Source organism: Calothrix sp. FACHB-168 (assembly GCF_963889195.1).
In the GTDB taxonomy this organism is placed as follows: Bacteria; Cyanobacteriota; Cyanobacteriia; order Cyanobacteriales; family Nostocaceae; genus Aulosira; species Aulosira anomala_A.
In genome coordinates this window covers 1-19857 of the sequence record NZ_CAWPNJ010000083.1, presented here as the reverse complement: position 1 = coordinate 19857, position 19857 = coordinate 1, and the positions used below count along the sequence as shown (strand labels likewise).

General features: G+C 41.5%; 9 protein-coding genes and 3 pseudogenes. 7 read left to right on the top strand and 5 right to left on the bottom strand.

Going from position 1 to position 19857, the window contains the following annotated elements:
• Positions 1 to 324: pseudogene (locus tag AACW45_RS35330) on the top strand (WD40 repeat domain-containing protein); the annotation flags it as partial.
• A 65-nt stretch (positions 325 to 389) separates the two neighbouring features.
• On the opposite strand, the gene AACW45_RS35325 reads toward AACW45_RS35330, so the two are convergent.
• Complete coding sequence (locus AACW45_RS35325; protein ID WP_190637827.1) at positions 390 to 950, bottom strand: Uma2 family endonuclease; 561 nt, start codon at positions 948 to 950, stop codon at positions 390 to 392.
• Positions 951 to 995: 45 nt separating this feature from the next.
• On the opposite strand from AACW45_RS35325, the gene AACW45_RS35320 reads away from it, so the two are divergent.
• The 6 genes and pseudogenes from AACW45_RS35320 to AACW45_RS35295 all read left to right on the top strand — a co-directional run bounded on the left by AACW45_RS35320 (position 996) and on the right by AACW45_RS35295 (position 13818).
• The gene (locus AACW45_RS35320) at positions 996 to 2315 is read left to right on the top strand and encodes an AAA family ATPase (RefSeq protein WP_190637825.1); all 1320 of its coding nucleotides are present in this window, start codon (positions 996 to 998) and stop codon (positions 2313 to 2315) included.
• A 645-nt stretch (positions 2316 to 2960) separates the two neighbouring features.
• A pseudogene (locus tag AACW45_RS35315) lies at positions 2961 to 3535 on the top strand (CHAT domain-containing protein); the annotation flags it as partial.
• 144 nt (positions 3536 to 3679) lie between these two features.
• Positions 3680 to 4183, top strand: a complete 504-nt coding sequence (locus AACW45_RS35310) for a hypothetical protein (RefSeq protein ID WP_190637823.1) — start codon at positions 3680 to 3682, stop codon at positions 4181 to 4183.
• 90 nt (positions 4184 to 4273) lie between these two features.
• Positions 4274 to 4396: pseudogene (locus tag AACW45_RS35305) on the top strand (CHAT domain-containing protein); the annotation flags it as partial.
• A gap of 260 nt (positions 4397 to 4656) precedes the next feature.
• Entirely contained in the window at positions 4657 to 12723 is an 8067-nt protein-coding gene (locus AACW45_RS35300; protein ID WP_190637821.1) for a PAS domain S-box protein, read from the top strand.
• Positions 12724 to 12735: 12 nt separating this feature from the next.
• Positions 12736 to 13818 (top strand): hybrid sensor histidine kinase/response regulator, encoded by a 1083-nt coding sequence (locus AACW45_RS35295; protein ID WP_190637819.1) that lies wholly within the window; start codon positions 12736 to 12738, stop codon positions 13816 to 13818.
• A gap of 70 nt (positions 13819 to 13888) precedes the next feature.
• On the opposite strand, the gene AACW45_RS35290 is transcribed toward AACW45_RS35295, so the two are convergent.
• The 4 genes from AACW45_RS35290 to nadC all read right to left on the bottom strand — a co-directional run bounded on the left by AACW45_RS35290 (position 13889) and on the right by nadC (position 19570).
• Positions 13889 to 15601, bottom strand: coding sequence for a diflavin flavoprotein (locus AACW45_RS35290; protein ID WP_190637817.1), 1713 nt, complete (start codon positions 15599 to 15601; stop codon positions 13889 to 13891).
• A 278-nt stretch (positions 15602 to 15879) separates the two neighbouring features.
• A complete protein-coding gene (locus AACW45_RS35285; RefSeq protein WP_190637815.1) occupies positions 15880 to 17598 on the bottom strand; it encodes a diflavin flavoprotein in 1719 nt (572 codons plus the stop codon).
• 325 nt (positions 17599 to 17923) lie between these two features.
• Positions 17924 to 18385: a pentapeptide repeat-containing protein gene (locus AACW45_RS35280; protein ID WP_190692868.1), complete on the bottom strand. Its 462-nt coding sequence runs from the start codon at positions 18383 to 18385 to the stop codon at positions 17924 to 17926.
• Positions 18386 to 18703: 318 nt separating this feature from the next.
• On the bottom strand, positions 18704 to 19570 hold the full coding sequence (gene nadC, locus AACW45_RS35275) for a carboxylating nicotinate-nucleotide diphosphorylase (protein ID WP_190637811.1): 867 nt from the start codon (positions 19568 to 19570) through the stop codon (positions 18704 to 18706).
• Positions 19571 to 19857: the final 287 nt, after the last annotated feature.

The following is a 19857-nucleotide window of genomic DNA, read 5'->3' as shown; positions in this document are numbered from 1 at the left end:
CAACGGGTGATTTCTGCTTCCGATGACAAGACCCTCAAAGTCTGGAATCTGCAAACTGGAGCAGAACTGTTCACCCTCAAGGGTCATAGTTCCTATGTAAGTGCGATCGCCCTTACCAGCGATGGTCAACGGATGATTTCTGGTTCCGATGACAACACCCTCAAAGTCTGGAATCTGGAGACAAGGGAGGTAATTGCCACTTTCACAGGCGAAGGTTCCATTTCTTGCTTTGCAGTTGCACCTGATGGCATGACAATCATAGCGGGTGATGCTTCAGGTAAGGTGCATTTTTTGCGTCTTGAGAACAAGGGAGGTAATTCGTAGTTCGTCATTTGTCATTTGTCATTGGTCATTGGTCATTTGTACTGGAGAAATTATATATAAGATGACTAACAGAGGATTTCATTGACGCTAATGTTTACATCGCTTAAGCCTGGAATTGATAAAGTTTGACCGCTAGCGAACTTTTGCATAAACTGATATCCTGCGGCGGTGGGTTGTTGATAAACTTCGACAATTTGCTCGTTAATATCTACTAACCAAACTTCAATTATGTTTGCTTCTGCATATAAAGGAATTTTCTCTTCCCGGTCATACTCGATAGTTGAATCAGCTACTTCAATTAATAAAAAAATATCCTGGGGTTGGGGGTGAGCAGTGGCGTAAAAATCATCACGGGGTTTAAGTAATGCTACATCTGGCTGAGGTTGTGAGTTATCGTTTAATCTAATCGGATTTTGCGCCGCAACTATAACGCGCTTTCCTAACAATTGCACTAACAAATTAATCAGGCGATTTACACAAGCGGCGTGTTTTGTCCCAATTGGCGACATCTCAATAATCTCTCCCCGGATCAATTCTACTCGGTCATCTGCTGTGAGAATACCGGAATCAAGCATTTTATGATATTGCTCAACTGTGAATTTCCGTCTTAATAACTGCACAGTCATGACTACCTCCACTGTTGCCTCATCTTATAATTATTCCTCACAATTATGAATTCACCACCCAAACCACCCACTACAATCAATTCCAGAGGACATCCCACAGAGTTTGAGCAAATTATTCAAGCCAAAAGCCATAATTTTATCGGTCGTGAATTTGTATTTACAGCGATTCATGAATTTATTCACCGTTATCGCCGGGGTTACTTCACCATCACCGGCGCACCCGGTAGCGGTAAAAGTGCAATTCTCGCCAAATATGCCACAGATAATCCTCATGTTGTTTATTACAACGTTGAAGTTGAGGGTAAAAATCGCGCTGAGGAATTTATTAAAGTTGTTTGTAATGAATTAGTCGAGTGGTTGCGGAGTTCTAGCACCCCACCCCAGCCCTCCCCGCAAGCGAGGAGGGAGCAAGATTTGTCAAACCTCCCCCCGTTTACGGGGGGACTGAGGGGGGTTGGGGATAAGCGGAGTTCTAGCACCCCACCCCAGCCCTCCCCGCAAGCGAGGAGGGAGCAAGATTTGGAAGCGCAAGTCACCAGTGAGTCAAACCTCCCCCCGTTTACGGGGGGATTGAGGGGGGTTCCGGATCATGCTACTGAGGGAAGTTGGTTTTTGTCTTTGCTGCTTCAACAAATCAGCGATGAGTTAGCACCTGAGCAAAAATTAATCATTACTATTGATGGTTTAGACCGCATTGACCGTAGTAATCAATCTCCTGGGACAAATTTATTTTATCTTCCCCGCTATCTCCCAGATAAAGTTTATTTTCTCCTCACCCGCCGACCTTTTTTAAAAGAGAAATCGGGTTTATTAATAGAAACACCATTCCAAACTCTAGATTTAGCCGAATACCCCGTAGAAAATCAGCAAGATATCCAAAGATATATTCAACAATTTACCCTTCGGCTACGCTCAGGGTTAAATCATGAAGATATACAAGCTTGGTTAAATTATCAGCAAATCAACGAGCAAGAATTATGTAATATTCTGGCTACTAAATCGGCAAATAATTTTATGTATATTAGCCAAGTTTTAACTGCTATGGCTGAAGGTTTTGATGCAGAATCTTTTGATTTAAATCAACTGCCAACAGGTTTAGAAACATATTATCAACAGCATTGGCAACAAATGAAGGCTGTAAATCAAGATGAGGAATTGAGCCAAGCTGTGTTGAATGTTTTAGTTAAACAACAGCAGCCGCTATCTGTAGCCGCCATTGCTGAATTAATTAATGCGGATGAATTTGATATTGAGGAAGTGTTAGAAAGTTGGTTTGAGTTCTTAATTCAAGAAGATATTGCCGGGGAAGAATATTATAGTTTTTATCATGAGAATTTCCGGGAATGGTTGGCAAATAAAGTTTAAATGGGAGCATCCCAATTTTGACGCAATACCCTAGAAGGGTATTGCTATAGTAACAAAGCCTGCCTTCGCAGGCTAAAAGTTTGATAGCCTGCGTTCGTCGAAGACGTTCCCGAAGGGTAGGCAGGCTTCGTATTTCTAGCCCCACCCTTATAGGGTGAGGGCGTTTTTGCTTCCCGACGCTCACCCTTCGGGTAGAGCGTGGGGCTGCTGCTGCAAAAGCTCAGGGCACAATCATTGTTCTCAACGAGAACTTTCGTGTTCGGAAGGCGAAGTTTCATGTTTCCAACGAGAACTTTTCTGTTCTCAACAAGAATATTCTCCTTTGGAAGGCGAAATGAAGAGATAATTGCCCCATTAGCTGATGTAGTCTTGACGACGCAAGTTTTCTACTCTGCAAAATTTGGTAATCAACAGCCGCAGAGTTATCGGTGCTAGAGGAAGAGGTGTTCATGGGACTTACAAAAAATGAATTACCCATATTTCGTAGTGCGAGCAGCGTTCGACTGAGCGCTCACGCCGAAGTCTTGCTCGCTGGTGTTTAAAAGCGAGCGAGACGCTCGCACTACAAATTTATTGGGTATTTAAAAAATTGGATGTCCCCATGTTGAACCGAGAACAGATAATCAGCCAAGTTCTAGAACTTGAAAATCACATTTCAAGAAACTCTATGAAATTTTAATTAAACCTATTGCCGAATATTTACCGAAAAATCCCAACGATCGTGTAATTTTTATTCCGCAAGAATCGTTATTTCTCGTACCTTTTCCGGCATTACAACACGAGCAAGATAAGTACTTAATCGATAAACATACTATATTAACTGCGCCAGCAATTCAAGTTTTAGATTTAACTCGCAAACACAAGCAAAACCCCAATCAATCAACGCTCAGATAGTTCACTTAGCTACCCACAGCTTACTTGATGATTTTAAAGGATTGGGCGTACCCGGTGCGTTCGCCTAAGGCGTTGGCGGAGCCATCGCACTCGCTCCTAGCGCTAAAGATGACGGTTTGCTCACATCCGGCAAAATTCTCGACATGAAACTTAACGCCGATTTAGTTGTCCTTAGTGCTTGTAACACTGGAGGTGGTAATATTACAGGCGATGGTGCGATCGGCTTATCACGCGCTTTAATTACTGCTGGAGTCAAGAGTGTTATTGTCTCACTTTGGTCTGTAGCCGATAACTCTACTGCATTTTTTATGAGTGAGTTTTATCGTTATTCCTTCTTACCTGTTCCCTGTTCCCTGTTCCCTGTTCCCTCCCTACGCAAATAATTTCAGTAATCAAAGCGGATTCCTATATCAAATTTTTAGTAAATCAATTGACAATTCTCACAATTATTAAATACCAGCAAAAATCTCATGAAACGCCTAATAAAAATAGCAACTTCTATCATTCTAGGCGTTGCTATCTCTATGCAGACAGTATCCGCCCAAAATAATCCCAAACCACCAGCAGATCCGCGAATTAAAGAAACACTAGATAAACTAGGCGTAAAATACGAAATCATTCCCAATGGGGATTTTAAATTATTAGTAGAAACAGAAAATAAACGAGTACAAGTAGTATTTGTAGAATCGAAGACGGAAAAATTAGGTAATTTAGAAATTCGCTATATTTCATCTATAGGTTATATCTCCCAAGGAGCATTTTCAGCAGATATTGCCAATAAATTATTAATCAGTAGTAGTTTAAATAAAATAGCCGCTTGGCAAGTATTTACTAAAGATAAAACCCATATTGCTGTATTAATCGGTAAAATCGCCGCTAATAGCGATGCAGAAACTATCAAAAATATCATTGTCGCTGTAGGATATGGTGCGGACAATATAGAAAAAGAATTAACAAATAAAGATGAACTTTAACAGCGCTTCAGGGCATGGCAGTGCCAATGCCGCTACAATCAACGATTATCTGTACCTCACCAACTTGCAATAGTTCTGTGCAGCCTCATCTTAGTAGTTCTCAGTGCTGGCGATACTGGCAGAGGGAGAATTACCGATGATAGCCTCATTGGCTTATCCCGTTCTTTAATTTCTGCGGACGTTCCTAGCGTTATGGTATCTCTATGGGCAATAGAGACGCGATGAATCGCGTCTCTACAATTGTCATTTGTCGCAATGCCCAATGCCCAATTTAAGAAAATTATTACAAAATTGACTGTACTGATGTTAAGTTAATAAGTATCATAAGCTACAAAGCTTGTAATATATCTTCTTGCAAATTTTGATTGCAACTTCCCAACCTTGAGAGCAGAAGTAACTATCAAGTTACTAAGATGATGATTATCGCAGTAAAATTTGGTTGACAACGCGATCGCGTTTGGATTTGTGAATTTATGAGCCATCTTTCCTGTCTCACTATCCTTGTCATAGATGATTGCACCGTGGAGCGGGTGAAATTGCGTCGTCTGTTACAAGAAGACAGCAGATATACTTATCAAATTGTCGAGTTTAATCGAGCGCAGGAAGGAATGCAATGGTGTCAGCAAGAGATACCAGATATAGTTTTACTGGACTTTTCCCCAGCCGATGACAGTGGTTTAGAGTTTTTGCAGCAACTGCGAGAAATTCGGGATAATACTCAATCTGCTGTCATTATTTTGACAGAATCAGAAAATGAGACGATCGCAATTCGGGCGATGAAAAACGGCGCGCAAGATTATCTGCTCAAAGATAAGCTCACACCAGAAATCCTCTACAGTAAGATTAATTACGCAGTTGAAAGGCTACAGCTAATTCGACAGTTAGAAAAAAGCCGAGGACAACAACAATTAATTGCAGCGATCGCTTCGCGAATTCATCAAGCTCTCGATTTAGAAGCACTGCTTTGCCTGACAACTGCAGAATTACGGCAGTTTCTCGTCACCGATAGAGTATTAGTATATCAATTTCAACCGGATATGAGCGGCAAAATAGTTGCCGAATCTGTGGTTCCTGGTAGAACAGTAGCTTTAGGTCAGCATATTCAAGATACCTACTTTCAACAACAGCCAGGTGCTAGGGAACATTATCAAGGGCGCGTATTCACAATTAATGATATTTATCAAGCGAATTTAACAAATTGTCATTTAAATCTGCTAGAACAGTTTGAAGTCAAAGCCAATTTAGCAGTACCGATTGTAGTTGCTGAGGAATTATGGGGTTTATTAATTGTTCATCAATGTTCTACACCCCGCCATTGGCAAGCTCTAGAGGTAAATTTATTAGAGCAAGTTGCCGTACAAATAGCGATCGCGATTCAGCAAGCTAATACTAATAAGCAATTACAAGCACAATTACAAGCAAGTCAACGCACCGCCACAGCATTGCAACTTAGCGAAGCCAAACTCAAACTCACCCTGAATTTAACCGATATTGGTTATTGGGAATGGAACCCCATTACTAATGAAATATTTTTCAGCGAGAATACAATTCGCTATTTTGACTATGACAAAAGTGACTTTAAGCTCACCTCAAAGCAGCATTTGAGCCTAATATATCCAGAAGATCGGCAATTAGTAGCGAGAGAATTTAGTCAAGCGATCGCCACAAAAAATGATTATGCAGTGGAATACCGAGTATTGTGGCGAGATGGTAGCATTCATTGGCTAGCGGAAAAAGGTAAAGGAGTTTACGACGAATCAGGAAAACTGCTGCGAATGCTGGGTGTGTTAACAGATATTAGCGATCGCAAACAAGCACAAGAGAATTTACTGGCTAGTGAAGAACGCTTTCGCAGTACCTTTGAGCAAGCGGCTGTGGGGATGAGCCATATCTCCTTAGACGGCAATTTTATCCTTGTTAACCAGCGTTTTTGTGAAATTGTCGGTTATACTGCCAATGAACTGTACAACTTAACCTGTCCAGAAATTACCCATCCAGAAGATTTATCTGCAAATTTAGCCCAAATAGAGAAACTTTTAGCTGGTGAAATTTCCACCTATTCAAGAGAAAAACGCTATATCCGCCAGAATAATTCCTTTATCTGGGTTAACTTTACAATTTCTTTAGTGCGCGATCGCTCAGGTAAAGCAAGTTATTTCATTGCTGTCATTGAAGATATCACCCAGCACCGCCAAATAGAAGCCGCTTTGCGGCAAAACGAAGAACGCTTGCATCTAGCTTTAGAAGCAGCTGGTATGGGTAATTGGGATTGGAATATTTTAACCGGAGAAGTTCACTGGTCTGCTAACTTAGAAAGAATTTTTGGCATGGCTCCCGGTAGCTTCAATGGTAAATATGAAACTGTGATCGGCATGATTTACCCACAGGATCGGGATTTAGTTGTACAAGCAATTACTCAGGCTGTTTATGAAAAACAAGAGTATCACATTGAATTCCGCTTTGTGAAACCCGATGGTAATTTACGTTGGGCAATAGGTAGAGGCAGAGTTTTTTATGATGATAACGGTAATCCTACTCGGATGATGGGTATTGATTTAGATATTACCGATCGCAAACAAACAGAAGCCTACCTGAGAGAAAGTGAAGCCAGATTTCACAACATTGCAGACACCACACCCGTTCTCATCTGGATTTCTGGGACTGATAAACTCTGTTATTATTTCAACAAAACCTGGCTAGACTTTACAGGACGCACTTTAGACCAAGAAATCGGTGATGGTTGGGTGCAAGGGGTACATCCTGATGATTTGCAAACTTGTTTTGATACTTATATCAACGCCTTTGAAGCGCGGCAAAATTTCCAAATCGAATATCGCCTGCGACGGTATGATGGCGAGTATCGCTGGGTTTTAGATACAGGAGTTGCCAGATTTACCCATGAAGGTGAATTTTTAGGTTATATGGGTTCCTGTATCGATATTACCGAGCGAATTCTAGCCGAGAAAACATTACAACAGCTAAATCACGAACTGGAAGCCAGAGTAGAAGAACGCACAGCCGCTTTAACAGAAAGTCAAGAACGTTGGCATTTAGCAGTGCGGGGGAGTAATGACGGAATCTGGGATTGGAATTTGAAAACCGGTGAAATCTTTCTGTCGGCGCGGTGGAAAGAAATGCGCGGCTTTGGCGAACATGAAATTGACTACAACTTAGAGGAATGGGCAAACCAAATTCATCCCGAAGATCGCGATCGCGTCTTACAAGCACTGACAGATCATCTAGCAGCTAAATCACCTTTATTCTGCGAAGAATACCGATTTAAGTGCAAAGACGGCTCTTATATGTGGGTACTAGATCGAGGGCAAGCATTATGGGATGAAACCGGAAAAGCAATCCGTATAGCAGGTTCTGGCACAGATATCACCGAACGCAAAGCCGCCGAAGCCGATCTGTTAAATATTAGCAGACTGCAACAAGCAATTTTGGCATGTAGCGATTATGCCATTATTTCTCTTTCCCTAGCAGGAATTATTCAAATTTTCAACCCAGCAGCCGAAAAGATGCTCGGTTACACAGCAGAAGATGTGGTAGGTCGCCTCAGTCCCTTGATATTTCACGATCCCGCAGAAATGGAGCAGCGAGCCACCGCTCTTTCATGGCAATTAGGTCAGGAAATTGCCCCAAATTTAGAACTTTTCACAGTTATTAGCCAACAAAAACAAAACTACGAACAGGAATGGACTTATATCCGTAAAGATGGCTCGCACTTTCCCGTGCTGCTATCACTTACAGCCCTGCGCGATGCTACAGGCCAAACAATTGGGCTATTGGGTATTGCTAAAGACATTAGCCAGCACAAACATCTCGAAGCGGAATTGCGGACAAAAACTGCTCACCTAACTGTCGCCCAAAGAATTGCTAATTTAGGTAGTTGGGAATTTGAGTTTAATAGTAAAAAAATTACCTGGTCAGAAGAAGTATTTCGGATTTTCCGCCGCGATCCGGCTTTGGGTGAACCCAGCTACGACGATTTTCGCCAGATGATGCATCCCGAAGATCGAATTATTCACGATTTATTGGTGCAACAAACCCTGAAATACGGACTATCCTACAAAGAAGAATATCGCGCTTACCGCACAGATGGAACGTTAATTCATTTATTATCGCGGGGAGAAGTCATATTTGATGAAAATGGCAGACCTAGCCGTTTAATTGGTACTGTCATGGATATTACCGAACGTAAACAAGCGGAAATAGCTCTGCGCGTCAGCCAAGAAAGATTACAGCTAGCCTTAGAGGGGTCTGGTGATGGGCTGTGGGACTGGAATATCTCCACAGGAGAGCTATATTTAAGTCCTAATTGGCTGAAAATGCTCGGTTATGCAGAAAACGAGCTAGCCAATGATGTAAGTACCTGGGAGTCGCTAATTCATCCTGAAGATAAACCCTGGGTGATGGAACTGCTCAACGAACATCTCCAAAACAGTAATGCACCTTACGCCTTTGACTATCGAGTGCAAACCAAGTCTGGTAAGTGGAAATGGATTGCAAATTATGGCAAAGTTGTGACTCGCGATCGCAATAATCTTCCTGTGCGCATGGTAGGCACTCATAAAGATATCAGCGATCGCAAACATACTCAAGAACAGTTGCAAAATATTTCTCATCGCTTAACTTTAGCACTGCGATCGGGAGCGATCGGCACTTGGGATTGGGATTTAATGCATCACCTGTACTGGGATGAGCGGATGTATGAACTGTATGGAATGCAAAAATCGCTAATGGCTTTACGCTATCAAGATTGGATCGATGCTCTCCATCCTGAAGATGTAGCTCAAGCCCACGCTAGCATTCAAGCGGCTTTGCGGGGAGAAAAGGAATTTGCTCTAGAATTTCGCATTATTCATCCTGATGGTAGCGTCCGCTTTATTAAAGCAGCAGCTTTAGTACAACGCGATCGCCAAGGTAATCCTACTAGAATGGTGGGTATTAACTATGACATTACCGAGCGCAAACAAATAGAACAAGCCCTGCGGGAAAGCGAACGCCGTTATGCAACGTTAGCAGAAGCTTCACCGGTAGCAATTTTCCGCTTTGATGTTGATGGTAACTGTATCTACGTCAACGATCGCTGGAGCGAAATGACAGGTAGACCAATTACAGCAGCTTTGGGGAGGGGATGGGTAGATACTTTACACCCAGATGACCGCGATCGCCTGGAGAAAGCCTGGTCTGATGCTTGCGCACAAAACATCATATACCAGAATGAAGGTAGATGTTTGCGCCCAGATGGCAGCATTATTTGGTTTTTTATCCAGTCCTTACCAGAAACCGATCCCAACAATAATATTATTGGCTATATCGGTACACTTACGGATATTACCAGTCGCAAACTTGCCGAAGAGGAACTAGTAAGACAACAACAATTGCGCGATGTGATTTTTAACGAATCTACCGATGCTTTATTTTTAGTCGATCCAGAAACACTACTGACCTTAGATTGTAATCGCCGGGCGGTAGAACTGTTTGAGGTAGCTGATAAAGTCGAATTAATGGGTATTGAAGGACGTACACTCCAACGCCATCCATTCTCAGTGGAGGAGTTAGTTAATATTGTTGAACAAATGCAATCAAAAGGTTTTTGGAGCGGAGAAATAGAATATGTGACAAGTCGCGGTAAGTATTTTTGGGGGAATATCGCCGCTAAACCAATTACTGTAGCGGGACGTAACCTAAATTTAGTCCGAATTACAGATATTAGCGATCGCAAAGAATCGGAACAGGTACTAGCAATATATACCCGCGAACTGGCAGATCTCTACAACAATGCTCCTTGCGGCTACCATTCAGTAGATGCTGATGGTCGTTTTGTCAATATCAATAATACAGAATTGCAATGGTTAGGCTACACATATCAAGAAATCATCGGCAAACCATTTACCGATTTTCTCACAGAAACCAGTCGCGCAGTTTTTCAGCACCAATTTCCTAAGTTTAAACAGCGTGGTTGGGTAAAAGATTTAGAATTTGACATGGTTTGTAAAGATGGCAGCATTTTACCAATCCTGCTCAATGCCACTGCTGTCAAGAGTGAAGATGGTACTTACTTGTTTAGTCGTTCTAGCATCTTTGATATGCGCGATCGCAAACAAGCTGAAGAAGCCATCATGCTTTATGCTCGGGAAGTAGAAGATTTATATAATAATGCTCCCTGTGGCTACCATTCTCTTGATAGCGAAGGCTGTTTTATAAAAGTTAATGAAACTGAGCTGCAATGGTTGGGCTATAACCGCGAGGAAATGCTAGGACAACCTTTGGTAAACTTCTTTACAGAAAGCAGCCGTTTAGCTTTTATCACCAACTACCCCACCTTCAAAGAACGGGGCTGGGTAAAAGACCTAGAATATGACATGGTTTGTAAAGATGGCAGCATTTTACCAGTACTAATTAGTGCTACTGCCGTGAAAGATGCTCATGGTAACTACTTATATAACAGAGCTACTTTATTTGATATTAGTGATGCTCGTCAGCAAGCTGCGCAACGTAAACAAGCGCAAAAAGAACTAGAAGAATCGCGCACAATGTTGCGCTTGATACTTGATACCATTCCCCAGCGTGTCTTTTGGAAAGATAGAAATTCGCGATTTCTCGGTTGTAATCCCGGTTTTGCCCAAGATTATCAATTGACACCAGCAGATATTATCGGCAAAACTGATGCAGAGTTACCTTGGGCAAAATGGGCAGATTCATACCGTGCAGATGATGCAATGGTGATGCAAACCAAAACTGCCAAACTGGGTTATGAAGAACCAACCAGCAATGTCAATGGCGAGTTAATCTGGTTGCGCACAAGCAAAGTTCCCTTAACTAATAGTGCAGGCGAAGTAATCGGTATTCTCGGTTCCTACGAAGATATTACCGATCGCAAACAAGCCGAAGAACAATTACGACAAACCAATGAAGAATTAGCCCGCGCCACTCGCCTTAAAGACGAATTCCTCGCCAACATGAGCCACGAACTACGCACCCCCCTAAATGCTATTCTCGGTATGTCAGAAGGCTTTCAAGAAGGTGTTTTTGGTATCCTCAATCAACGCCAAGCAAAAGCGATCGCCACAATTGAGCGCAGTGGCAAACATCTCTTAGAACTGATTAATGACATCTTAGATTTATCGAAAATCGAATCTGGCAAAATGGAATTGCAATTGAGCGAAGTCTCAGTTAGCAGTCTTTGTGATGCGAGTATGGGCTTTATTAGACAAATGGCGTTGAAGAAAAACATCAGTCTGAATACAACTATTGCCAGTAATATAGGCTACATTCAAGCAGACGATCGCCGCTTGCGTCAGGTACTGATTAACTTACTCACCAATGCTGTGAAATTTACTGCTGATGGCGGTTCAGTCACGTTAGAAGTTAAAGTGGTAACACCAGATAAAGTAATATCCGATACAAGAATATACAACACTTCCTGGAAATCTTCACCCCCAGAATCCAATTTTGCCCAAGTTCCTCAGCTTTGTTTTAGTGTCATTGATAATGGAATTGGGATTGCAGCCGAAAATATCAGCAAGCTATTTCAACCTTTTGTCCAACTTGACAGCAGTTTCAACCGTCAATATTCTGGCACAGGGTTAGGATTAGCGCTAGTCCAACGAATTGCGTCTTTGCATGGGGGAATAGTTTCCGTAGGTAGTGAAGTTAATCAAGGAAGTTGTTTTACTATTCACATACCCTATAAACCAGGAATTAATTCACCCAACAATCAAGTCAAAACAACATTGTCTACCTGTCGTTTAGCTGGGGCGAATTCTCCTGTTTTCATTATCGAAGATTCAGTACCTGCTGCCGAACAAATTACTCGCTATCTTCAGGAAATGGAAATGCAACCCCTTGTCTATTCCCAAGGCGCAGGAGTAGTTGATGAAGTGTTGCGAGTGCAGCCTGTTATAATCTTTTTGGATATTCAATTGCCAGATATTTGCGGTTGGGACTTACTCAATCAACTTAAAGCTAACCCTAAAACTAAAGATATTCCTGTCATTATCATTTCCGTAGTGGACGAACGTACCAAAGGAATGGTTAATGGTGCTTGTGAATATTTAGTTAAACCTATTACTCGCGCTCATTTTCAGTCAACCATAGAAAAAGTTCAACATCTGTTTCTTCCAGTGCAATGTGCGCCAAGGGAAGAAAACTTAACAGATGAAACCTCGCCTTTAATTTTATTAGCAGAAGATAACCAGGCAAATATTGATACCATGTCTGGCTACTTTGAAAGCCGAGGCTACCGGATGTTATTAGCCAAAAATGGTCAACAAGCCATTGATTTTGCCAAATCTCAACTACCTGATTTAATTGTAATGGATATTCAAATGCCTGGAATCGACGGATTAGAAGCAATGCGACGCATCCGACAAGAACCCCAACTGATGCATATACCAATTATTGCCTTAACAGCCTTAGCCATGTCAGGCGATCGCGAGCTTTGTTTAGCTGCGGGAGCCAATGAATATTTAACCAAACCAGTCAAACTTAAGCAACTAGCGATCGCAATTCAACAACTATTAGCAAAGTAAAAATAATTATTCATGCAAAATCAACCCACTATTTTGGTAATTGATGATGAACCGGATAACTTCGATGTTGTTGAAACATTGCTAGATGGAGAAAACTACTGTCTCTACTACGCGCCTAGCGGTAGACAAGCTCTCGAACGGCTCAGTAGTTTTCAACCTGATGTGATATTACTCGATATTATGATGCCCGATCTCGATGGCATGGAAGTATGTCGGCGGATTAAAGCCGATCCTCAATGGCGGGTAGTGCCAATTATTGTGGTGACAGCATTAACCACTAAAGAAGATTTAGCACAATGTTTAGCCACAGGCGCAGACGACTTTATTAGTAAGCCAGTCAATGGTGTGGAATTAAGAGCTAGAGTTAATTCCATGTTGCGGATTAAACAGCAATACGACAACCTCCAAGCCTTGCTGAAACTGCGAGAAGATATGGTAAACATGATTGTCCATGATTTACGCAATCCTCTAGCTAGTATTGTGCTGTCAGCCGAGATTATCCAATTGTCGGGGGTAACAGTCGAAAAACAACAACGCAAGCTAGAGCAAATTGGGATCGCCGTTCAACAACTGCAATCTTTAATTGATAACTTATTACTCATGGCCAAGTTAGAATCAGACAAAATGATTCTTAACTATACAGAAGTAGACTTAGGGCAAATTTGTCTAGCAGCCGTGACAGATATGGAAGCGATCGCTACTCAAAGACATCTCACCTTAGTAAGTGATTTACCAGAAATCAGCCGCATCATTAAAGTAGATTCCGCTATCTTCCGCCGAGTATTAGATAATTTGCTTTCCAATGCAATTAAATTTTCACCATCCCATTCTCAAATTATTCTCAAAGCCGAATATTTAGAGCCAGGAATTATTAAAGTTCAAGTCATAGATTATGGTAGAGGAGTACCTAAGGAACTCCGTCAACGCATTTTTGAAAAGTATGAAATTGGCAGTTTAATGCAAGAAGTTTCGCAAATTGGTTTAGGATTAGCTTTTTGTAAAATGGCGATAGAAGCTCATCACGGTACTATTACCGTTGAAGAAAATCATCCCCAAGGTAGTATTTTTACAGTTTTATTAAAAGATTTATTTTAAAATTCTCTATGTCAATATTTTATAGTCAGGTGCGTTGTTTTATGAAACAACGCACCATAAACAATCTCAATTAATAATGAGAACCAGTTTTGCGGTGGTTAATAGCAGTTACCGCATGAGGCTTGAGTAATTTACCGTTATCTACAGTCGCATAAACTACCCAATGATCGCCACATTCTAGACGCTGACTAACTGAACATTCCAAATAAGCGATCGCATCTGTCAACACAACACAACCATTATCCGCAATTGCCGTACTAAAGTTAGCAAATCTATCTTCCCCAGGCGCAAAGGATTTGCGGAAATGCTTCATGTATTCCAGATGATTACCTTCCTCTAAAACATTGAGAGTAAACTTCCCACCAGGATACATCAAAGATTCAATCGCTCGTTCCTTTGCGATCGCTACCGTAATTCCCGGCGGATTAAATGTAGCTTGAGATACCCAAGCACCTAACATCCCTGTAGAAACTTCTCCTTGCTTCGCTGCAATCACGCAAACAGAACCAACGATTCGCCCTACAGCTTGTTCTAAAGGAGTCGCAGCTTGTTGGGGTACGCGCACTTTTTTCGCCTTTTTAATCGTTTGGGCAAAATCTGTACCGAGTTCTTCACAGTATTTCAAAGTCACATCATCTGGTTTAAATTTGACCTTGAGAGTATCAAAACCAAATTTATAGCCAGCATCTCGCAGTTTACCTTCAATTAAATCAAAGGCTTCACCGCTCCAACCATAGGAACCAAATACACCCGCTAATTTATTGTTATCGCCATCGCTGAGAACAATACCTAAAGCGGTATGAATAGGGGTAGGTGCATGACCCCCAATTGTTGGAGAACCAATAATAAATGCATCACACTCTTGCAAAGTCGTGCGAATTTCATCCGGTTCCGCAAATTCGCAGTTAATCGATTTAACCGCCACTCCGCCTTTAGTTAATCCCAGAGCGATCGCCTGTGCTAAAGTTGCCGTATTGCCATAAGCAGAAGCATACAGTAGCGCGACAGAGATTTCTCTAGTTCTTTGGGCGTGGCTCCATTCCCCATAGGATTTGGTCAGTTCAATTAAGCTGCTACGCACCAAAGGCCCGTGACCAACGCCATACATTCTCACCTGCAAATCCGAGATTTTCTCCAAAGCTGCTTCTACATGCAAAGCATTAGGAGCCATCAAACAGTTGTAATAATAACGCTGGTCTTCCTTAAAGCTTTCCCAATTATCATCAAACACCTCATCCCCACAGATATGAGAGCCAAATAGCTTATCTGTATAGAGAATTTGCGTTTGTTGGTCGTAGGTACAAAGCGCTTCCGGCCAGCGCGGACTCGGAGTCGGGAAGAATTTTAAAACATGACCCTTACCTAAATCTAGAGTCTCTTTCCCCCGCATCACCAAAATATTTAAAGTGTTATCAGGGAAAGCAGCGCGTAAATTAGCAGCACCCGGAAGCGAACAGACAAAAGTAATCTGCGGTGCTAACTCCAACAGAGCCTTATAAGTTGCCACTCTGTTAGGATTAAAATGACCCGAAATTACATAATCTAACTTTTTTAAATTCAATGTCTGCTGTAAAGCAGGCAAATAAATTTCTGTGAAAGTCTCTCCAGGTGGGTCAATAATCGCAGTTTTATCACCTGCAATTAAATAGCAATTGGAAGTAGTTCCCCTTGAGAGCGCATATTCAATTTCAAACCGCAAACGTGACCAACTACGCCCTCTAAGAACCTGAGTATTTGTCGCAATCGGCAAAATTTGGATGTCACGGGGTTTGGAATTGCTCATAGATTTCCGGTTATTTTTAGCAAAAAATTGGAAAAACCAGGTACTAATTACCCAGTTTTTAGCTAATTCAAAAACATGAATGAAGGGATTTGCGAATCTCATTTGCTTAATGAAATCCTTCTCATATATGAGATAGCAAAAAAAGATGAGAGAACAGCTTCATCTCTCTTTCTCTTCTCTGCGCTCTCTGCGTACTCTGTGGTTTTGATATTTTTTGAACCGCAGAGACGCAGAGGACACAGAGTGAAGAGATAATAGATACAAAATTGGTATCAGCTTTAGTAGTAGTTACCCACCTTGCGATGACGAACAGCTGTCAATCCATCAGATTTAGATACACGACCTTCTTCGACAGTGCAATATAAAATCCAGTGATCGCTACATTCAATGCTGCTTTGTACCTCACATTCCATATAAGCCAACGCATCTGTCAGAATTGGGGAACCATTCTTCGCTGTTTGCGTTTTCACACCAGCGAATCTGTCAGCACCAGGAGGTAAGCGTTTCAGAAACTGCTTCTTCAATTCCTGATAATTCCCTTCTTCTAAAACATTCAGCACAAAGCGATCGCCTACTTGCATCAAAGCATCAATCGCGCGATCCTTAGCTACAGCAATGGTAAATCCTAAAGGTTGCAAACTAGCTTGACTCACCCAAGAAGCCAACATCGCACCGCTAACATTACCTTTTTTCGTAGTGACAATATATAGTCCGCTACTAATCCGTCCCAACGCTTTCTCCATATTTACGTCGAGGGACTTAATTTGCTTGATATTGCGATCGCGCATCAGCACCTGTCCCAAATCCGTACCAGCTTCTGCACATAGCTGATATGTAGACGCGCCAGGAGTTTCTTTAATCCGAATCGCTGGGAAAGCTTCCTTCACTCCCAAATCGATAAATTTGCGCCGCAGTGTATCAATGGGTTCATCATCCCCACCGTAACACTCAAATAATCCCACCAGTTGCTTATTATTAGCCACAGCCAACAACGAACTAATTCCAGCTTGAGCCGCAGCATTAGTAGTTGGTGGCATACCAATAATAATACCTGCCGCCCGTCCTGCAAGTTCCTGAATTTCTTGGGCTTCCGCAGAACTGAGATCGATCATTTCGATTCCCACCCCAGTTTTTTGGATTCCCTCACCAATCACTTGAATCAGCTTATCGCCATAGCCATATTCAGCAACATAAAACAAACCTACAGTGGTTTCTGCTTTAGCTTGTCTTTGGCTCCAACTTTGGTAACACTCGGTCAAAACATCCAAATGATGATAAAGTAAAGGCCCGTGACCGTTGGCAATAATTTTAATGTTCCCTAAATCCTTCATCCGCTTCATTGCATTCAGCAACGAACGCGCATTTGGCCCCATCAAGCAATCATAATAAAATCTAAAGTCAGCTTCGATCGCTTCTAAATCTTCATCAAAAGTGCGATCGTCACAGAAATGCATCCCGAAAGCATCGCAGGTGTAGATAACTTCGGTTTTGCGGTCATAGCTAAAGATAGTATCAGGCCAGTGCAGATTTGGCGCACTCACGAATTCGATTTCATGTCCTTTTCCAATATTAATGCGATCGCCACTTTTGACAATCCGCTTAGAAAAAGGATCGTGAACCAAACCTTCTAAAAACTGCAATGCAATTTTCGATGCTAAAACAGTCGCTCTCGGAGCCAATTGCAGCACATCTTCCACCAAACCGCTATGATCTGGTTCTGTGTGACTGACAATAATGTAATCAATAGTCTTAGGGTTTACCAGACTTTTGAGCGTTTCCAAATACAGTTCGCGAAACTTCTGGTGAGAAGTATCAATTAAAACTGTTTGCTCACCCCTAATTAGATAGGAATTGTAAGTCGTTCCATTTTGCAGTCCGAATTCGATATCGAAGCGATCGCGATCCCAATCAAGAGAGCGAATCGCCGTTGTGTTAGGGGCAATTTCTACAGTTTGTATAGTTAGCCGATGCTGAACGTTCTCTGCGATCGCTACCATTATTCGTCTCCGAGCGCAAAACAACAGTATTTTTGTCTGCCTCCATTGTCCCTAGAAGTGTGTTTTTAAGTTGTAATCAAGATTAGTTTTTCTAAAAATCACCTTGTAGCAATTGATGCTCTTTTTCAGCATATTTTTTAACTCCAAAAATATACTAAAAATCTCCTATTTTTTCAGGTATCAAGTATTAAATATTGATATTTGTTGGCATAATTTAAAATCCCAGACTAATCATACATATCATTGGCATTTTGCAAATCATTTCGTAACAAAAAGCATATAATATCTTACCGATGTATCTAAACCTCATTCCGAACAATTTGAATTAATCACTGCGAATACTGTAATCAGACATAATAGTATTGCGATAGATGTTGTTTTTGAGCAAAGTTCGTTCAACATTAGCTCCAGTCATATTAGTGTTGGTCAAGTTGCTGTTGACGATATCGGCACCTCTCAAATTGGCATTCGTCATATCGGCTTCAGTTAGATCAACTCCATAGAGAGTAGCTCTAACCAAGATGGCATTACTCAATTTAGCCCCGCTCAAATTAGCTCCATCCAAACAAACCGAATTGAGAATAGTGCCATTAAAATTAGCTCCACTGAAGTTAATATTTTCCATATAGGAGTCGGACAATTCCAGCCGACTGAAATTCACATCTCTAAGATTAGCTCCGATAATTTCATCACTAATGTACAAATCATACATAGTAAAATCTCTAACACCATCGGCGTAGAGTTCGAGAATCTCTCTATTCTTGAGCAATGGTTTACTTTTACTCATATACCTTTCCTGCTGGAATTTGTAACACTCAAGCTAAGGGTAGAGTGAAAATATCTGCAACTAATGACAAACTAAATGCGTAGTTTAGAGGATTTCACTAGACATTCAACTCCTGAGAAATTTGGCAGTTAGTCAAGGAATTAGCATTCAACGGAAAAGGTGCAATATATTAAGCTATGTTATACCAAAGGCGTAACAAACCTTAAATTTTTGATAAGCTGCTTCCTATAGATATAAATTTAATCAATCAATTGTGGAGTAGAAATTGTGTCTATCTAAATTGATCTCATAAATCAGAAACATCTATATAATTAACTGCTAAACCACAATTTTCATACTCAAATCCAACCACTTGGACTGTGTAATCGGTGCGCTACTAGAAATATAATCCACACCCGTTTGTGCCACAGATCGAATCGTTTCCACAGTCACATTACCCGAAGCTTCAATTTTAATATGACTATATTCTTGGCGAATCAACTCCACCGCAACAGACATCATTTCTAAAGACATGTTATCCAACATAATAATGTCAGCTTTATACTCTAGCGCTTCCTTCACCTGCTCTAAAGTTTCCGTCTCTACCTCTATTGTGAGCGGATAAGGTATCTGCGAACGGATGCCCGTAATAGCTTTGCCAATTCCCCCAGCCGCCGCAATGTGATTATCCTTAATCATCACCGCATCATCCAGTCCCATGCGATGATTAATCGCCCCTCCCACAGCCGTTGCGTATTTTTCCAACAACCTCAGCCCTGGTATGGTTTTGCGCGTATCCACCAACTGCGCAGGTAAATCCGCAATTTGTTCTACATATTTATTAGTGAGAGTTGCAATTCCACTCAACCGCATAGCCAAATTCAGCGCCACCCTTTCCCCCATCAACAGCGCATCCAACGCACCATGAATTTCTGCTACTACTTCTCCTGGTTCGCACCATACACCTTCATCTGTCATCGGTGCAAAGCTAACTTTCTCATTCAAAAGCTGAAATACCCTAGCTGCAACAGGTAACCCTGCAATAATTCCTGGAGCTTTCGCTATCCATTTAGCGGTTCCTGGCGTCACATTCTTAGCTAATAGGCTGTTCGTTGTGCGATCGCCTCGACCAATATCTTCCAACAACCAACTATTTAATAATGGATCTAACACCAGCCAAGGTGGCAACACACCAAACTTGCTCACAAATTTATTACTTCCTTCTCAACTTCCTCCGGATACTATAGCGTAAAACCCTTACAGGGCAAGGATGAGAAGAGCAGAAAGCAGAGTCAAAAAATTTTTTTGCCAAAGATGTTGACAAACCAAAAGAGGCTCGATATATTGGATAAGTGCCTGAGAGCGGAGCGCAAAAAGCGACGCGAACAGGAAGCCGAACCTTGAAAATATTATAGTTTGAAAGCCAGTATATAACAAATAACTGCGTCAAGTAAAGAAAATAACCAGACTGAGGTTTAAGTCAGTCAAAAGAG